This window comes from Serpentinimonas maccroryi (assembly GCF_000828915.1).
GTDB lineage: Bacteria > Pseudomonadota > Gammaproteobacteria > Burkholderiales > Burkholderiaceae_C > Serpentinimonas > Serpentinimonas maccroryi.
The window spans coordinates 732,472-748,542 of sequence record NZ_AP014569.1 but is presented as its reverse complement, the minus strand read 5'-3'; the positions used below and the strand labels follow the sequence as shown (position 1 = coordinate 748,542).

Below are 16,071 nucleotides of genomic sequence, written 5' to 3'. Positions count from 1 at the left end.
AGGCGGCCATGAACGCAACCGTACTCACTGCCAGCCACTACGGCGTCGTGCGTTTCGGCGATCTGCAATGCGAGGCCGTTGTCCTCAAGGGCGGCGAGCGTGGCTATGTCCGTCGCCAACTGGCCAAGCTGCTCGGCTTCCACGAGACACACAAGGGTGGCCGATTTGCCCGGTTCCTGGCTGATTTCGCGCCTAACTCCTTGTCGACATTGGAGAAAACTCGTGAGCCGATTCTGTTGCCATCGGGACGACAGGCACAGTTCTTCCCGGCAGGGATCATTGCCGACGTCGCGTCGGCGGTGGTCAGCGCCGCCATCAACGGCACGCTGCACAAGGCCCGCCAGGGCATCGTGCCCAACTGCATGAAGATCATGCGCGCGCTGGCCACCACCGGCGAGGTCGCGCTGATCGACGAGGCGACGGGCTACCAGTACCACCGCGCGCCAGACGCTCTGCAGGAACTGATCTCCAAGCTGCTGCGCCAGTCGTGCTCCTCTTGGGAGCGTCGCTTCCACCCAGACTACTACCGCGCCCTCTACCGGCTGTTCGGCTGGAAGTACCAGGGCCACGACCAGAACCCGCCCCACGTTGTCGGCCAGATCACGCAGCGCTGGGTCTATGGGCCGGTGCTGCCCGCCACGCTGATCGACGAGATCCGCGCTCGCAAGGGCATCTCTCAGAAGCACCACCAGTGGCTGTCCGATCAGGGCCTCGCCCGTCTGGAAACGCAGATTCACGCGGTGACCGCCATTGCGCGCAGCTCGACCTGCTACCGCGACTTCGACCGCCGTTGCGAAGCGGCCTTCGCTGGCGGCTCGCTGCAGTTGGCGCTGCTCGCCGAAGACTTTGAGGAGGTGGCGTGAAATGCTGGGTCTGCAAACGACAGGCCCGGGGATTCGGTCACACCGACAACCGGCATGGTGTCGGCGATCCCCGGCGCTACCCCATCGACTGGGTGTTCTGCTCGCAGCGCTGCCAGACCGCGTTCCACGCGATGTACGGCAACTGGCTGCGCGCCAAGGATGGTCGCAGCGACATCAAGGGGGTCGCCATGATCGATCCCTCTGATATCGAGCTGGCCGCGATGCGCAAGTGCCTCAAGTCCTTTGGCGAGGCGGCAGGCGAGATCGGCTTCACCAAGCCGCTGGGCAACTACTCCGAAGCCGAGGCGCTGCAGGTGATCGACGCCATCGTCACTTGCTACACCGATGCGATGGTTGAGCACCACGAGGCGAGCAAGTACCCGCCCGTGCGCGGCATGACGCCGACGCCCGATCCCATGACGCCGAGTTCAGCCCATCCGTTCGCGGATATGGAAGACGACCTGCCCTGGGAAGAACCGAAGGGGAAGAAGCCATGATGGACTTCAACTCCACTTCGAGCATCTCGGGCCAGATCACTGCGCTGGTCGACGCAGGGATGCAGCGCGCCCGAGCCCAGCAGTCCGAGCGCCAGTACCTTGGTGCCTCGCGGTTGGGCGCTGCCTGCGAGCGTGCGCTGCAGTTTGAGTACGCCAAGGCACCGGTCGATCATGGGCGGGACACCCCGGGCCGGATGCTGCGCATCTTCGAGCGCGGGCACGTCATGGAGAACTGCATGGTCGCGTGGCTGCGCGACGCCGGTTTCGACCTGCGTACCCGCAGGGCCGATGGCGAGCAGTTTGGCTTCTCAGTGGCCGACGGTCGTCTGCGGGGTCACATCGACGGCGTCATCGTCGCGGGTCCCGAGGGCTTTGCCTATCCGGCGCTTTGGGAATGCAAATGCCTGGGCAACAAGTCCTGGAGTGACCTGGAGAAAAAGGGGCTGGCCATCTCCAAGCCCGTCTACGCGGCGCAAGTGGCGATCTACCAAGCCTATCTCGAACTGCACGAACACCCGGCGATCTTCACGGCGCTCAACGCAGACACGATGGAGGTCTACACGGAGGCCGTGCCCTTTGACGCAGCGCTGGCCCAGCGCATGTCGGATCGGGCGGTGAAGGTCATCACGGCGACCGAAGCGGGAGATCTCCTGCCGCGCGCCTTCAATGACCCGACCCACTTCGAGTGCAAGTTCTGCTCTTGGCAAGGCCGCTGCTGGAGAACACAAGCATGACCGACAACAACACCCCGGCCACCGGCATCGAGCCGATGATCGATGCCAAGCAGGCGGCCGCCGCGCTGCGCCTGCCGTACTACTGGTTCGCCGACCACGCGATGCGCACCAAGTACCGGATTCCGCACTACCTGATGGGCGGTCTGGTGCGCTACCGGCTGTCCGAGCTCTCTGCGTGGGCCACGCGCAGCACCGCCGTCCAGGGCCGTGATGCTCAGGACGCGGACGCACCTGTCGAGGGAGCCGAATGATCAACTTCAACGGCACCACGTCACCACCTGAGTCCAAGCGTGATGCCGACCGCGAAGAACTGCGCGTCGAACTGATCGCACGCCTGGAATCGGTGCTGGGTACGCTGTTCCCGGCTGGCAAGAAACGCCGTGGCAAGTTTCTGATTGGCGACATCCTGGGCAGCCCGGGCGACAGCCTCGAGGTGGTGCTCGCTGGCGAGAAAGCCGGGCTGTGGACGGATCGCGCCGACAACACCGGGGGCGACGTCTACGCCCTCATTGGCGGGCACTTCGGCATCGACGTTCACGGCGATTTCCCGCGCGTGCTCGACGCTGCTGCAGACCTTTTGGGCCGCGCTCGGGCAAAGCCTGTGCGCAAATCCAGCAAGAAGGAGGCTCCGGTCGACGATCTGGGCCCAGCCACAGCCAAGTGGGATTACCTGGACGCGACGGGGCAGCTGATCGCAGTGGTTTACCGCTACGACCCGCTCGGACGCAAGAAAGAGTTCCGACCCTGGGATGTGAAGCGGCGCAAGATGGCCCCGCCCGAGACGCGCCCGCTCTACAACCAGCCGGGAATGACCAGCGCCGCCCAGGTGGTGTTGGTCGAGGGCGAGAAATGCGCGCAGGCACTGATCGACGCGGGCGTCGTGGCCACCACGGCGATGCACGGCGCCAACGCGCCGGTCGATAAAACCGACTGGTTGCCTTTGGCTGGCAAAGCCGTGCTCATCTGGCCCGACCGCGACAAGCCGGGCTGGGCCTACGCCACGCTGGCGGCGCAGGCGATCTTGTCTGCGGGCGCGAAGTCCTGCCACATCCTGTACCCGCCCGAGGATGCTGCCGAGGGCTGGGATGCGGCTGACGCCATCGCCGAGGGATATGATTTCGCGGCCCTTTTAGCCCATGGCCCGCGTTTGCAGATGCACGATGTTACTGACGATGCCGAGTCGGTGGTCAGCGGCGATGAGTCGGTGTGGGGTACGGAAGATGCGCTGGCCCTGGCCTTCACCCGGCGCTTCCACCGCGACTGGCGATATGTGGCGACGTGGGGGCGCTGGCTGGTGTGGGACGGCCACCGCTGGCGCACCGAGGACACGCTGGCTGCGACCGATTTGATCCGCAGCGTCTGTCGCCACGCGGCCGTCAACGCCAACAACCCCAAGATCGCGGCCAAACTCGCCAGCTCCGGCACGGTCGGTGGCGTGGAGCGGCTGGCCCGAGCTGATCGCCGACACGCGGCCACGACCGACGAGTGGGACGCCGACCCGTGGCTGCTCAACACACCCGGGGGCGTGGTCGATCTCAAGACAGGTCGCAAGCGTGCGAACGACCGCGGTGACCGGATGACCAAGATCACGACGGCCACCCCCTTCGGTGACTGTCCTACGTGGAAGCAGTTTCTGTCCGAGGTGACGGGCTGCGACCAGGAGATGCAGACCTACCTGCAACGGATGGTGGGCTATGCGTTGACCGGATCGACGCAGGAGCACGCACTGTTCTTCCTGTACGGCACGGGCGCGAATGGCAAGTCGGTGTTCGTCAACACGCTGGCCACCATCCTTGGTGACTACGCCACCAACGCGCCGATGGACTCCTTCATGGAGACGCGCACAGACCGGCATCCGACCGACATGGCAGGCTTGCGCGGCGCACGCTTCGTGGCGGCCATCGAAACCGAGCAGGGTCGTCGCTGGGCCGAGTCCAAGGTCAAGAACCTCACCGGTGGCGACAAGATCGCTGCGCGCTTCATGCGCCAGGACTTCTTCGAGTTCTTCCCGCAGTTCAAGTTGTTCGTGGCGGGCAATCACAAGCCGTCGATTCGCAACGTGGACGAGGCGATGAAGCGGCGACTGCACCTGATCCCCTTCACGATCACTGTGCCGCCCGAGCGTCGCGACAAGCACCTACAGCAGAAGCTCTTGGCCGAGCGTGACGGCATCCTTGCGTGGGCAGTTCAGGGATGCCTCGACTGGCAGCGTCTGGGCAAGCTCGCACCGCCCCAGCAGGTCGTTGATGCTACCGAGGAGTACTTCGAGGGCGAGGACGCGCTAGGCCGCTGGCTCGAGGAGCGCTGCGTGCGCGAGCCAAACGCCAAGTCGCTGACCGCCGAACTGTTCAACGACTGGAAGCAATGGGCCGAGTCCGCAGGGGAATTCACGGGCTCGCAAAAGCGCTTTGCCGATCTGCTCATCACTCGTGGTCTGGAGAAGTGGCGCAACGGCATGGGGCTGCGTGGCTTTCAGGGCGTTGGCCTCAAGTACCCACCCGCGCCTGCTTACACCTCTTATGCCGATAACTGAACCCTCCGCGTCTGACGGATCGGACGGACTGCGTCGTAACTCCTATACGTGTGCGTGCGTGTGCGCCCAATAGAAGGTTTCGATTGAATCCGTCCGATCCGTCAGGCCAGCAAAAACAAGGACTGACACCATGACCACCACCATCCTCGCTCTCGATCTGGGCACCACCACCGGATGGGCATTGCGCGGCAACGACGGCCACATCACCAGCGGCTCCGAGAGCTTCCGGCCGCAGCGCTTCGAAGGCGGCGGAATGCGCTTCCTGCGATTCAAACGCTGGCTCGCCGAGATCAAGCAATCCTGCGACGGCATCGACTGCCTGCACTTCGAGGAAGTGCGCCGCCACGTTTCGACCGACGCCGCCCACGCCTACGGTGGGTTTCTCGCCACGCTCACCGCGTGGTGCGAGCACCACAAGATCCCGTACCAGGGCGTTCCGGTCGGCACGATCAAGAAGCACGCCACCGGCAAGGGCAATGCAGGCAAGGACGAGATGATCGCCTCCGTCCAGTTGCGTGGTCACGCCCCTTGCGACGACAACGAAGCCGATGCCCTGGCGCTGCTGCACTGGGCTATCGAGACGCAGGAGGTGTGACATGAAGGTTTCAACACCTCAATACCGCTGCCCCTTGGGTCGGCTGCAACCAGACACCACGGATCTGGATGCGATGAAGCGCAACGGCTGGCGTGACCAGCACATCCTGGTGGTCAACGCGTCCGACGAGCGCCTGGACTTCATCGAGCGCGAGATCGTGCGACGCATTGGCGAACGTCTGTACGGGCTGGGAGGGGCACGTCATGGCTGAGTGGACTATCGACGACGTGGCTGCACGCTTCGAAGATGCCGCCACCACTGGACGACGCCTTCCCCCTGTGCGTGTGCAGGGCTACTTCAACTGCTGGCCTGCCTTCGTTCGCAAGGATTGGGAAGCCTTTGCTGCTGACGAGAAGGTGTACCGGCCCTTCCCACCAAGCCCCGAGGCCATCGACCGGATGCTGGAGGCGATGCGCTGGGTGCAGTGGCTCGAGGTCGAGCAGCGCCACCTTGTGTGGATGCGGGCCAAACGCTACGGCTGGAGGGATATCACGATCCGCTTTGCCTGCGACCGCACGACGGCGTGGCGGCGTTGGCAGCGGGCAATGGAGGTCGTGGCCACGAACCTCAACAGCGAAGGCGTTCGACTGCCTTCCAAAAACGTGGGCAATTTAGGGTAATGCCAACCATGTTTGTCCTCGCTTTGCCTTGTTTGTCCTTTTCGTGTCTGCCCAGGCGTGCAACAAAACCACCGGTTAGAGCGTAGTATTCCTCTATCTTCTGAACAGCGGTTACGGCAGAGGGAGCAGCCCAGAAATCAATGGGTCCTTCCTGGCCAAAATCCCATGCGGGGGGCGACAGCGCGACGCTTTTTTAGCGTCAGGGTGCGAACCAAGGTTCGCACGGTTCGCAGTTCGCACCCAGCCAGTTCGCACCAACCCAAAAACCCGCCCACGGTTTTCCGTCGGCGGGTTTTTTGTTTCACGCAGCAGCGCCGCTCGCGGCCCGCGACGGGGTTCCCTCCTTACCCGTCCGGGCCGCTTCTTTTTGAGAGACACGAACTGAATATGCTCAACGTCGAGTACCGCAAGGTCGAGGCGCTGATCCCCTACGCACGGAATCCGAGAACGCACAACGACGAGCAGGTGGCCAAGATCGCCGCCAGCATCGTCGAGTACGGTTGGACAAATCCGGTACTGGTGGATGGCGACAACGGCATCATTGCTGGCCACGGTCGGCTCGCTGCCGCGCGCAAGTTGGGCCTGACCGAGGTGCCGGTGATTGAACTGGCGCATCTGTCGCCGACGCAAAGGCGTGCCTACGTGATCTCCGACAACCGCCTCGCGCTGGATGCCGGATGGGACGACGCGATGCTGGCGCTGGAACTGGCCGAGTTGTCAGAAGCAGGGTTCGACCTCGCACTTACTGGTTTCGAGGATGCCGAGATCGAAGCCTTGCTGGCCGACGACCTCGGTGATAGTGATGGTGACCAGGAGCAGGACGCCGACGAGCCCGATGCTGCCGACGACGTACCCGACACCCCGATAATCCCGGTGTCTCGCTCTGGCGATGTGTGGACCTTGGGTCAGCACCGGCTGATCTGCGGCGACGCCACCGACCCAACCGTGATCGCCACGCTGATGCAAGGCGACTCGGCGCGCTTGTGCTTCACCTCGCCGCCCTATGGCAACCAGCGCGACTACACCAGCGGCGGTGTCAAGGATTGGGATGGCCTGATGCGCGGCGTGTTCGGCAACGTGCCGATGGCCGACGACGGACAGGTGCTGGTCAACCTCGGATTGATCCACCGCGACAACGAAGTCATCCCGTATTGGGATGCCTGGCTTGGCTGGATGCGCACGCAGGGTTGGCGGCGCTTCGCGTGGTACGTCTGGGATCAGGGGCCGGGGATGCCGGGGGACTGGGCCGGTCGCTTCGCGCCGAGCTTCGAGTTCGTTTTCCACTTCAATCGGCAGAGCCGCAAGCCCAACAAGATCGTGCCCTGCAAGCACGCGGGACAGGATTCGCATCTGCGCGCCGATGGCTCGTCGACAGCGATGCGCGGCAAGGATGGCGAGGTTGGCGGCTGGACGCACGCAGGCCAGCCCACGCAGGACAAGCGGATTCCCGACTCGGTGATCCGGGTGATGCGGCACAAGGGCAAGATCGGTCAGGACATCGACCACCCGGCCGTGTTCCCGGTCGCGCTGCCGGGGTTCGTCATCGAGGCCTACACCGATGCCAGTGACATCGTGTTCGAGCCCTTCGGCGGTAGTGGTACTACGATGTTGGCCGCGCAGCGCACCGGTCGCATCTGCCGCGGCGTGGAGATCGCGCCGGAGTATGTCGACGTCGCCATCAAACGTTTTCAGCAGAACCATCCGGATGTGCCGGTCACCTTGCTTGCCACCGGTCAGTCCTTGGACGAGGTCGCCGCCGAGCGTGAAACAGAGGGGGTGACATGAATTGGCTGGCCGACAAGATCGAACAGTGGGCCACGGCCAAGCTGCTGCCATACGCAAGAAATGCCAGAACACATAGCGATGCTCAGGTGGCGCAGATCGCCGCATCGATTGCCGAGTTTGGCTTCACCAATCCGATCCTCGCAGGCAGTGACGGCATCATCGTCGCCGGGCATGGACGCTTGGCCGCCGCGCAGAAACTCGGGCTGGAGATCGTGCCAGTGGTCGTACTCGATCACCTGAGCCCGACCCAGCGCCGCGCCTTGGTCATCGCAGACAACCGCATCGCGGAGAACGCTGGCTGGGATGAGGCGATGTTGCGCATCGAGCTGGAGTCCTTGCAGCTGGAAGGTTTCGATCTGGACATCACCGGCTTTGACGCCGACGCGCTGGCCGAACTGATCGCGGGCGAGGAGCCGGACAACGAAGGCCAGACCGATGAGGATGCGGTGCCAGAGGTTGGCGAGATTCCGATCTCGCGCCCGGGCGATGTCTGGATCATGGGCCAGCACCGGCTGTTATGCGGCGACTCGACCGTGGCCGAGAGCTATGCCCGGCTGATGCAAGGCGACGTGGCGGATATGGTCTTCACCGACCCGCCGTACAACGTGAACTACGCCAACAGCGCCAAGGACAAGATGCGCGGTAAAGATCGGGCGATCCTCAATGACAACTTGGGCGATGGCTTCTACGACTTCCTGCTGGCAGCGCTGACGCCGACTGTCGCGCATTGCCAGGGTGGCATCTATGTGGCGATGTCGTCCAGTGAACTCGATGTGCTGCAGGCAGCCTTTCGCGCCGCCGGTGGCAAGTGGTCGACCTTCGTGATCTGGGCCAAGAACACTTTCACGCTGGGCCGCTCCGACTACCAGCGCCAGTACGAGCCGATCCTCTACGGATGGCGCGAGGGCGCGACGCGCCAATGGTGCGGTGACCGCGATCAGGGCGACGTGTGGAACATCAAGAGGCAGCAGAAGAACGATCTGCACCCGACGATGAAGCCGGTGGAGTTGGTCGAGCGGGCGATCCGCAATTCGAGCCGCCCCGGCAACGTGGTACTCGACCCGTTTGGTGGTTCCGGCACGACGCTGATCGCAGCCGAGAAATCCGGACGTGTGGCGCGGCTGATCGAACTCGATCCGAAGTATGTGGACGTGATCGTGCGCCGCTGGCAGGACTGGACCGGCCAGCAGGCCACCCGCGAGTCGGATGGGGTGGTGTTCGATGATCAGGTGGAGAGTGCTTCGTCGGTGACTTCGCAGTGAATCACAAAGCCAGTCAGGTAAGGCAGGCCGCGCGGGATGCCGTAGTCCTTGCTGGTCTGGCGTCCGATCTTCCAGCCCAGCCACTGCTGGGTGGCGGAGTTGATCGCGTCCGCAAGGGTCTGGCCCTGGCACAGCCCGTTCTGCACATCGTCGGCAAAGTGGCGTCCGTGGCGGCTGTCGAGGAAGATCCGTACCGATTCGAGGGTCTGGCCGGTGGCGTCGGAGACGGTGGTCATTGCCAGGGTCCAGGCGGTGCTGGCGTGTTCGTTCATCGTGCCCCAAAACCCCCAGGCATCGTTCTGGGTGGCGGGGATCGGTTGGTTGGTGTTCATCTCGGGCTCCTGGGTTGATCGTTGCGACACCTGTAGTAACGCGCTGTTCAAGCAGGAAGCCAAGCGCCGCTTGGCCTCCTGCTCGATCTTTCTGCTCAGTCCTCCGGAAACTCCGGGTAGAGGTCGCCGCTGCTGATGTCGGCCCGGTAACTGACCTTGCTGAATTCGCCCTGCGTGTCGGCCAGGATCACGCCGCCAACCGACTGAATGGCAACCCCGTACTTGCGGGTGAGCTCAGTCAGTTCGGCGATGAACTTGTCGTAGTTGATTTCGGTGGTGGACTGCGGGGTGTTCATGGCGTTTTCCAGTGTGATCGTTGCGACGCCTGTATGAACGCGCTGGTGGCGAAAGAAGCCAAGCTATTTCCGGCCTCTCTCGCAACATTTTTTAGGCGCTGCGGTAGACCCGCTCGCCACCCTGCGGCTTGTCCGAGACGATGGTCAGGCCAAGTTTTTTCTTGAAGGCCCCGGCGAAGGTGCCGCGTACCGTGTGCGGCTGCCAGCCGGTGGCCAGGCAGATCTGGCCAATGGTTGCGCCCTCCGGGCGTTGCAGCATTCGGATCACTTCGGCCTGCTTGCTGTTGTCGCGGGTGCGGGGTTTGGCCTGCGCGCGGGCCAAGGCCCACGAGGCCTCTGCGGCCGCGACGGTGGCCTCGATCTCGGGGTCGGCGACCACGGGCGCAGGCGCAGGCCGGGCGCGCCCCATCGCGTCGTAACCCTCGGCAGCGACGAACCAGTCGGTGCTGTCACGGGTGATCAATGCGCGGTTGAAGAGCGCGTCGAGCACCTTCTTGCGGGCACCGCCTTTGATGTTGTCTGGGAACCAGTCGATCTTGCCGCTGGTGTGTTCGAGGGCGTAGGCCAGGATCGCGTGCTGGGCTGGGGTCAGTTGGGTGGTGGTCATGATCTGCTCCGTTGCGGTGGTTGATGACGATGTGATGAACGCGCTGTTCGGGACTGAAGCCAAGCGCTTTGTGCTTGGCTTGCTGGCCTTCCGATCAGTCCTTGCCAATTTCCGACTCCGTCGCACTCGGCATCGATGCGCCAAGTTCGACGCCTGCCTTGAAGGCGGCTTCCAGTGCGTCCTTGAGGCGCCAGACCGCCGTGTCGTGGAAGTCGAGGCTGTCGGATCTGCGGGTTTCCAGCGTCTCGATGCCAAGGTGCTTCTGCGCGATTAGGGTGAGGATGGTTTCGATCTGGCTCATGTCCGTGTCCTTTCATGGTGTTGATGACGAACGTATGAACGCGCTGTTCCCGATGAAAGCCAAGCTCAATTCGCTGGCAAATTTGGCCAATGAGCGAACAAATGATTGCAGGTGCCCCGAAGGGGAAATATGGGTATTTCGATTCGTGCCTACGCACGCCACCGCGGGGTGTCCGACGCGGCGGTGCGCAAGGCCATCGCTGCGGGGCGGATCACGCCGGAGGCAGACGGAACGATTGATGCCGCGCGCGTCGACCGCGAATGGGCGCGCAATTCCGATGCGCCGCGCAATGGCACGGCCACCCGCGCGGTCAAGGTTTCCGTGCCGGAGTCCAGCGGCACCACCGGTGACGGGCCTGCCGCATTGCCAGCAGGCGGCACGTCCTTGCTCCAAGCGCGCACGGTCAACGAAGTGGTCAAGGCGCAAACCAACAAGGTGCGCCTGGCCCGTCTCAAAGGCGAACTGGTAGATCGGCCGCAGGCCATCGCCCACGTTTTTAAGCTGGCGCGCTCCGAACGCGATGCGTGGCTCAACTGGCCCGCGCGCATCTCGGCGCAGATGGCGGCCAAGCTTGGCGTCGATCCGCACACGCTGCACATCGCCTTGGAGGCGGCGGTGCGCGAGCACCTGCAGGAACTGGGCGAGATGCGCCCAAGGGTGGATTGATGGCCATGGACTACGAAGGCGCTGCCGAGATCGAACGCGCGTGGCGTGAAGGCTTGACGCCCGACCCGCTGCTCACCGTGTCCGAATGGTCGGATCGGCACCGGATGCTCTCCAACAAGGCATCCGCCGAACCGGGGCGATGGCGTACCAGCCGCACGCCGTATCTGAAGGCGATCATGGACTGCCTGTCGCCGACCTCACCGGTCGAGCGCGTGGTGTTCATGAAGGCCGCCCAGCTCGGCGCGACCGAGATGGGCAACAACTGGATCGGCTACGTGATCCACCACGCGCCCGGCCCGATGATGGCCGTGTCACCTACGGTGGAGATGGCCAAGCGCAACTCCAAGCAGCGCATCGATCCGCTGATTGAGGAATCGCCGGCACTGGCCGAATTGATTGCACCGGCGCGCTCGCGCGATTCAGGCAACACCATCCTGGCCAAAGAGTTCCGGGGCGGCGTGCTGGTGATGACGGGTGCGAACAGCGCGGTGGGCTTGCGCTCGATGCCGGTGCGGTATCTGTTCCTGGACGAAGTGGATGGCTATCCGCTGGACGTCGAGGGCGAAGGCGATGCGATCTCGCTGGCCGAGGCGCGCACCCGCACCTTCGCCCGCCGGAAGATTTTCATCGTCTCGACGCCGACGATCTCAGGCGCGAGCGCCATCGAGCGCGAGTACGAAGCCAGCGACCAGCGCCGCTACTTCGTGCCGTGCCCACATTGCTCGCACCGCCAGTGGCTGCGCTTCGAGCAGTTGCGCTGGGAAAAGGGGCAACCGGACACGGCGGCCTACATCTGCGAGTCGTGTGACAGCGCGATTGCCGAATACCACAAGACCTGGATGCTCGAGCACGGCGAGTGGCGCGCGATGATCACGGATGGCCCTGGCAAGACGGCGGGCTTTCACCTGTCGTCGCTGTACAGCCCGGTGGGCTGGCGTTCGTGGCGTGACATCGCCGCAGCGTGGGAGGCCGCCGTCAGCAAAGAGTCGGGATCGGCCGCCGCCATCAAGACCTTCAAGAACACCGAACTGGGTGAAACCTGGGTCGAAGAAGGCGAAGCACCGGACTGGCAACGGCTGGTCGAGCGCCGCGAGGACTACCACATCGGCGGCGTGCCACGGGGAGGACTGCTGCTGGTGGGCGCGGCCGACGTCCAGAAGGATCGCATCGAGGCCTCGGTCTGGGCCTTTGGGCGCGGCAAGGAATCGTGGCTCATCGAGCACCGCGTGCTGATGGGCCGTCCTTTGGAAGGAGGCGCCCGCGACGCGGTTTGGAAGCACCTCGCTGAAATGCTGGCTGAGAACTGGACACACGCCTCGGGCGCTGCGATGCCGCTGGCCCGCTTTGCCCTGGATACCGGGTATGCCACGCAGGAGGCCTACGCCTTTGTGCGGGCCTGCCGCGATCCGCGCGTGATGGCGGTCAAGGGGGTTCCGCGTGGTGCAGCCTTGATCGGCACGCCGACCGCCATCGATGTCTCGCAGGGTGGCAAGAAGCTGCGCCGTGGCATCAAGGTGTACACGGTGGCGGTCAGCATCGCCAAGCTGGAGTTCTACAACAACCTGCGCAAGAGCGCCGATGTTGGCGAGGACGGCTTGACCACGGTGTTCCCGGCCGGGTTTGTCCATTTGCCCAAGATCGACGCGGAGTTCATCCAGCAACTCTGCGCAGAGCAACTGATCACCCGCCGCGACCGCAACGGCTTTGCCATCCGGGAGTGGCAAAAGATGCGCGAGCGCAATGAAGCGCTCGACTGCTACGTCTACGCCCGCGCGGCCGCATCGGCGGCGGGTCTGGATCGCTTCGAGGAACGCCACTGGCGTGAATTGGAGCGACAACTCGGGATCGCGGCACCACCCGATTCCGATCTCATCCCGCACAACGACGAGGCCACCCAACGCGGTGGCCTCGCTGTTTCCGGGTCTCGTCAATCAGGTCGGCGCGTCATCAAAAGCCGCTGGCTGTCCTGACCCCTAAAGGAGAAAACATGAGTCTTTCCACCCGTATCGAAAGCCTGGTCATCCGCGTCGCGCAGGAGTTCAACGACGTCCGCGCCAAGGCAGGCAACCTGTCCCGCCTCACCACCACCGACAAGTCGAATCTGGTCGCTGCCATCAACGAACTCAAGGCGACTGTCGTGTCGTCGGCGGTGATCGACGATGCGCAGGTCACGACCACCAGCACCTACTCGTCGAGCAGGATCGTCTCGCTGCTCGATGCGCTCAAGACCGAGATCTTGGGCGGTGCCGATGCCGCCTATGACACGCTGGTCGAAATCCAGCAACTGCTGCAGAGCGGCACCACGGGTCTGGATGCGTTGCTCGCCGCCGTCAACAACCGCGTGCGCTTCGATGGCGCGCAGTCGCTGACCGTTGCCGAACAACTGCAGGCGCGCAGCAACATCGGTGCGGTCGCGGCCAGTGATGTCGGCAACACCGACACCGACTTCGTCGCGGTCTTTGTGGGTGCGTTGGTCTGATGAGCCTCGCGTCGCGCATCAGTGCGCTGGCCAGTCGTGTCGGGCTCGAGGTCAAGACCAAGATCGACGCCACCCACCCTGGCTTGGCCCGGGCGTGGGTGTGCTTCGGCTATGTCGGCACGCAGATCGTCGTGCGCGCCTCGCACAACGTGGCCAGCGTGACCCGGACGGCCGCTGGCCGCTACCGCGTGAGCTTCGCCACCGCCATGCCCAACGCCCACTACTGCTGGACGGCGCTTGCCCGCAGCAGCACCGACAGCGGCACGCAGCGCATTGCCATCGTGCGCTCCATCACTGACCAGAAGACCGCCCAGTTCGTCGACATCAGCTGCGCGACGACAGCGGCGACGTTTTCTGATTCAACCGAAATCAACCTCACGGTGCATATCTGATGACCTACACACAAGCACACCTCGACGCCCTGAAGGCAGCCTTGGCCAAAGGTGAGCGGCGCGTGAGCTTCGGCGACAAGACCGTCGAGTACCGCAGCGTCGATGAGCTCATGGCCGCCATCGAGGTGGTCAAGCGCGACCTCTTTGAGCAGGCGGTGGCTACCGGCTTGTGGCCCGGTGCGCCGCGTCAGATCCGGGTCGCCACCCGCAAAGCCACATGAGGACCAACCGATGAACAGAGCACTGGATTGGCGGCGCTATCCCAATTTTCAGCCGCAAGAATTTGCGTGTCGGCATACCGGGCGCGTTCGCATGGACGCGGACTTCATGGACCGATTGCAAGCGCTGCGCAGCGCCTTCGCGCGTCCGATGCTGATCAGCAGCGGCTATCGCGATCCGACGCATCCCCTGGAAGCCATCAAGTCGCAGCCTGGATCGCACGCCAGCGGTCGCGCCGTCGATGTGAGTGTGCGCGGCGCGGAGGCCTTGCAACTCATTGCACTGGCGGTCCAGCACGGGTTCACCGGCATTGGTGTGCAACAAAAGGGCTCAGGTCGCTTCATCCACCTCGATGACCTGTCGGCACAAGCACAACAGCCCCGCCCCACGATCTGGAGCTACTGACAATGAGCTGGTTGTCCAAAATTCGACGGGGGCTGTTCGGTGCCACACCGCTCTACGACGGCACTGGAGGCGGTCGACGCGCGATGGCGTGGCAGGTCGGCAACCCCGGCGCGGTGGCGGCACTGGCGTTCACCCAGAACGAGCTGCGCGCCAAGAGCCGCGACCTGGTGCGGCGCAACGCCTGGGCGGCGGCGGGTGTAGAGGCCTTCGTTGCCAACGCCATCGGCACCGGCATCAAGCCGCAGAGCATGCTGGCCGACCAGCCCCTGCGAGAAGCCATCCACAGCCTGTGGTGGGACTGGTGCGAGCAGGCCGACGCCGCCGGTCTGACCGATTTTTACGGCCTGCAGGCGCTGGCCTGTCGCGCCATGGTCGAAGGCGGGGAATGTCTGGTGCGGCTGCGCTACCGCCGCCCGGAGGATGGCCTACAGGTCGGCCTGCAACTGCAGGTGCTCGAACCCGAGCACCTGCCAGCCACGCTGAACCAGGAGCTGGCATCGGGAAATGTGGTCCGCGCCGGCATTGAATTCGACCGGCTCGGGCGACGTGTGGCCTACCACCTGCACACCTCGCACCCTGGCGATGGTTCGCTGTCGCCGATGTCAGGCACGGGCGGCATCGACACGGTGCGCGTGCCAGCCGCCGAAATCATCCACCTGTTTCGCCCGCTGCGCCCCGGCCAGATCCGGGGCGAACCGTGGCTGGCCCGGGCGCTGGTCAAGCTCAACGAGCTGGATCAATACGACGACGCAGAACTGGTGCGCAAGAAGACCGCCGCGATGTTCGCAGGCTTCATCACGCGCTTGTCGCCCGAGGACAACCTGATGGGCGAAGGGCTGCCGGACGCCCATGGCGCGGCCATGGCCGGGCTGGAGCCGGGCACGATGCAGATTCTGGAGCCGGGCGAGGACGTGAAATTCAGCGCGCCGGCCGACGTCGGCGCGAGCTACGCCGAATTCCTGCGCATGCAGTTTCGGGCCGTCGCTGCTGCGATGGGCATCACCTACGAGATGCTGACCGGCGACCTGACGCAGGTGAACTATTCGTCGATCCGGGCCGGGTTGCTGGAGTTTCGCCGCCGCTGCGGGGCCATTCAGCATGGCGTGATCGTCCACCAGATGTGTCGCCCGATCTGGCGTGCCTGGATGGAGCAGGCCGTACTGGAGGGTGCGCTGGCGCTGCCGCAGTTCAGCAACAAGAAGCGCGAGTACCTCGCGGCCAAGTGGGTGCCGCAGGGCTGGCAGTGGGTCGATCCCAAGAAAGAATTTGAGGCGATGCTGACCGCCATCCGGGCCGGGCTGCTGTCTCGCTCGGAAGCCATCTCAGGCTTCGGCTACGACGCCGAGGACATCGACCGCGAGATCGCCGCCGACAACCAACGTGCCGACGAACTCGGCCTGGTGTTCGATTCCGACCCGCGCCACGACAAAGCCCCCACCCAGGAAGCCGCCACGGTGGTGGTGCAGCAAGACCAGGACCACTGAC

At 64.3% G+C, this 16,071-nt stretch carries 21 protein-coding genes; 17 read left to right on the top strand and 4 right to left on the bottom strand.

Annotated features, from left to right (window positions below):
* The first annotated feature begins 8 nt into the window (after positions 1-8).
* From SMCB_RS03530 to SMCB_RS03485, 10 genes are all read left to right on the top strand, one after another.
* Positions 9-863, top strand: coding sequence for a P63C domain-containing protein (locus SMCB_RS03530; RefSeq protein ID WP_045535113.1), 855 nt, complete (start codon positions 9-11; stop codon positions 861-863).
* Positions 860-1,360, top strand: coding sequence for a DUF6511 domain-containing protein (locus SMCB_RS03525; RefSeq protein WP_045535111.1), 501 nt, complete (start codon positions 860-862; stop codon positions 1,358-1,360). The genes SMCB_RS03530 and SMCB_RS03525 overlap by 4 nt, the downstream gene beginning before the upstream one ends.
* Positions 1,357-2,094, top strand: a complete 738-nt coding sequence (locus tag SMCB_RS03520; protein ID WP_045535109.1) for a PD-(D/E)XK nuclease family protein — start codon at positions 1,357-1,359, stop codon at positions 2,092-2,094. Before SMCB_RS03525 ends, SMCB_RS03520 begins: the two co-directional genes overlap by 4 nt.
* Positions 2,091-2,345, top strand: a complete 255-nt coding sequence (locus SMCB_RS03515) for a hypothetical protein (RefSeq protein ID WP_045535108.1) — start codon at positions 2,091-2,093, stop codon at positions 2,343-2,345. The genes SMCB_RS03520 and SMCB_RS03515 overlap by 4 nt, the downstream gene beginning before the upstream one ends.
* Positions 2,342-4,627, top strand: a complete 2,286-nt coding sequence (locus SMCB_RS03510; protein WP_045535106.1) for a phage/plasmid primase, P4 family — start codon at positions 2,342-2,344, stop codon at positions 4,625-4,627. The genes SMCB_RS03515 and SMCB_RS03510 overlap by 4 nt, the downstream gene beginning before the upstream one ends.
* A 130-nt stretch (positions 4,628-4,757) precedes the next feature.
* Positions 4,758-5,222 (top strand): crossover junction endodeoxyribonuclease RuvC, encoded by a 465-nt coding sequence (locus tag SMCB_RS03505; RefSeq protein WP_045535104.1) that lies wholly within the window; start codon positions 4,758-4,760, stop codon positions 5,220-5,222.
* A gap of 1 nt (position 5,223) precedes the next feature.
* Positions 5,224-5,433: a hypothetical protein gene (locus tag SMCB_RS03500; protein WP_045535102.1), complete on the top strand. Its 210-nt coding sequence runs from the start codon at positions 5,224-5,226 to the stop codon at positions 5,431-5,433.
* Complete coding sequence (locus SMCB_RS03495; protein WP_045535100.1) at positions 5,426-5,842, top strand: DUF6362 family protein; 417 nt, start codon at positions 5,426-5,428, stop codon at positions 5,840-5,842. The genes SMCB_RS03500 and SMCB_RS03495 overlap by 8 nt, the downstream gene beginning before the upstream one ends.
* Positions 5,843-6,223: 381 nt before the next feature.
* Complete coding sequence (locus SMCB_RS03490) at positions 6,224-7,627, top strand: site-specific DNA-methyltransferase (protein WP_045537541.1); 1,404 nt, start codon at positions 6,224-6,226, stop codon at positions 7,625-7,627.
* Positions 7,624-8,889, top strand: coding sequence for a site-specific DNA-methyltransferase (locus SMCB_RS03485; RefSeq protein ID WP_045535098.1), 1,266 nt, complete (start codon positions 7,624-7,626; stop codon positions 8,887-8,889). Before SMCB_RS03490 ends, SMCB_RS03485 begins: the two co-directional genes overlap by 4 nt.
* On the opposite strand, the gene SMCB_RS03480 is transcribed toward SMCB_RS03485, so the two are convergent.
* From SMCB_RS03480 to SMCB_RS03465, 4 genes are all read right to left on the bottom strand, one after another.
* Complete coding sequence (locus SMCB_RS03480; protein ID WP_045535097.1) at positions 8,853-9,221, bottom strand: hypothetical protein; 369 nt, start codon at positions 9,219-9,221, stop codon at positions 8,853-8,855. The genes SMCB_RS03485 and SMCB_RS03480 overlap by 37 nt on opposite strands.
* A 95-nt stretch (positions 9,222-9,316) precedes the next feature.
* A complete protein-coding gene (locus tag SMCB_RS03475; protein ID WP_045535096.1) occupies positions 9,317-9,517 on the bottom strand; it encodes a hypothetical protein in 201 nt (66 codons plus the stop codon).
* Positions 9,518-9,608: 91 nt separating this feature from the next.
* Positions 9,609-10,124, bottom strand: a complete 516-nt coding sequence (locus tag SMCB_RS03470) for a DUF3489 domain-containing protein (protein WP_045535094.1) — start codon at positions 10,122-10,124, stop codon at positions 9,609-9,611.
* 94 nt (positions 10,125-10,218) lie between these two features.
* Entirely contained in the window at positions 10,219-10,425 is a 207-nt protein-coding gene (locus tag SMCB_RS03465) for a DUF6900 domain-containing protein (RefSeq protein WP_045535092.1), read from the bottom strand.
* Positions 10,426-10,554: 129 nt separating this feature from the next.
* On the opposite strand from SMCB_RS03465, the gene SMCB_RS03460 reads away from it, so the two are divergent.
* Genes SMCB_RS03460 through SMCB_RS03430 form a run of 7 tightly spaced genes read left to right on the top strand, consistent with a single transcriptional unit; the run spans position 10,555 to position 16,070 of the window.
* Complete coding sequence (locus SMCB_RS03460; RefSeq protein WP_045535090.1) at positions 10,555-11,091, top strand: hypothetical protein; 537 nt, start codon at positions 10,555-10,557, stop codon at positions 11,089-11,091.
* Positions 11,091-13,061: a phage terminase large subunit family protein gene (locus SMCB_RS03455; RefSeq protein WP_045535088.1), complete on the top strand. Its 1,971-nt coding sequence runs from the start codon at positions 11,091-11,093 to the stop codon at positions 13,059-13,061. The genes SMCB_RS03460 and SMCB_RS03455 overlap by 1 nt, the downstream gene beginning before the upstream one ends.
* Positions 13,062-13,078: 17 nt before the next feature.
* Positions 13,079-13,570 (top strand): hypothetical protein, encoded by a 492-nt coding sequence (locus tag SMCB_RS03450; RefSeq protein WP_045535086.1) that lies wholly within the window; start codon positions 13,079-13,081, stop codon positions 13,568-13,570.
* Positions 13,570-13,962 (top strand): hypothetical protein, encoded by a 393-nt coding sequence (locus SMCB_RS03445; RefSeq protein WP_045535085.1) that lies wholly within the window; start codon positions 13,570-13,572, stop codon positions 13,960-13,962. The genes SMCB_RS03450 and SMCB_RS03445 overlap by 1 nt, the downstream gene beginning before the upstream one ends.
* Positions 13,962-14,183: a phage head-tail joining protein gene (locus tag SMCB_RS03440; RefSeq protein WP_045535083.1), complete on the top strand. Its 222-nt coding sequence runs from the start codon at positions 13,962-13,964 to the stop codon at positions 14,181-14,183. The genes SMCB_RS03445 and SMCB_RS03440 overlap by 1 nt, the downstream gene beginning before the upstream one ends.
* Before the next feature lie 10 nt (positions 14,184-14,193).
* A complete protein-coding gene (locus SMCB_RS03435) occupies positions 14,194-14,586 on the top strand; it encodes a D-Ala-D-Ala carboxypeptidase family metallohydrolase (RefSeq protein ID WP_082027203.1) in 393 nt (130 codons plus the stop codon).
* Between the two features lie 2 nt (positions 14,587-14,588).
* Positions 14,589-16,070 (top strand): phage portal protein, encoded by a 1,482-nt coding sequence (locus SMCB_RS03430; RefSeq protein ID WP_045535081.1) that lies wholly within the window; start codon positions 14,589-14,591, stop codon positions 16,068-16,070.
* The last annotated feature ends 1 nt before the right edge of the window (position 16,071 follow it).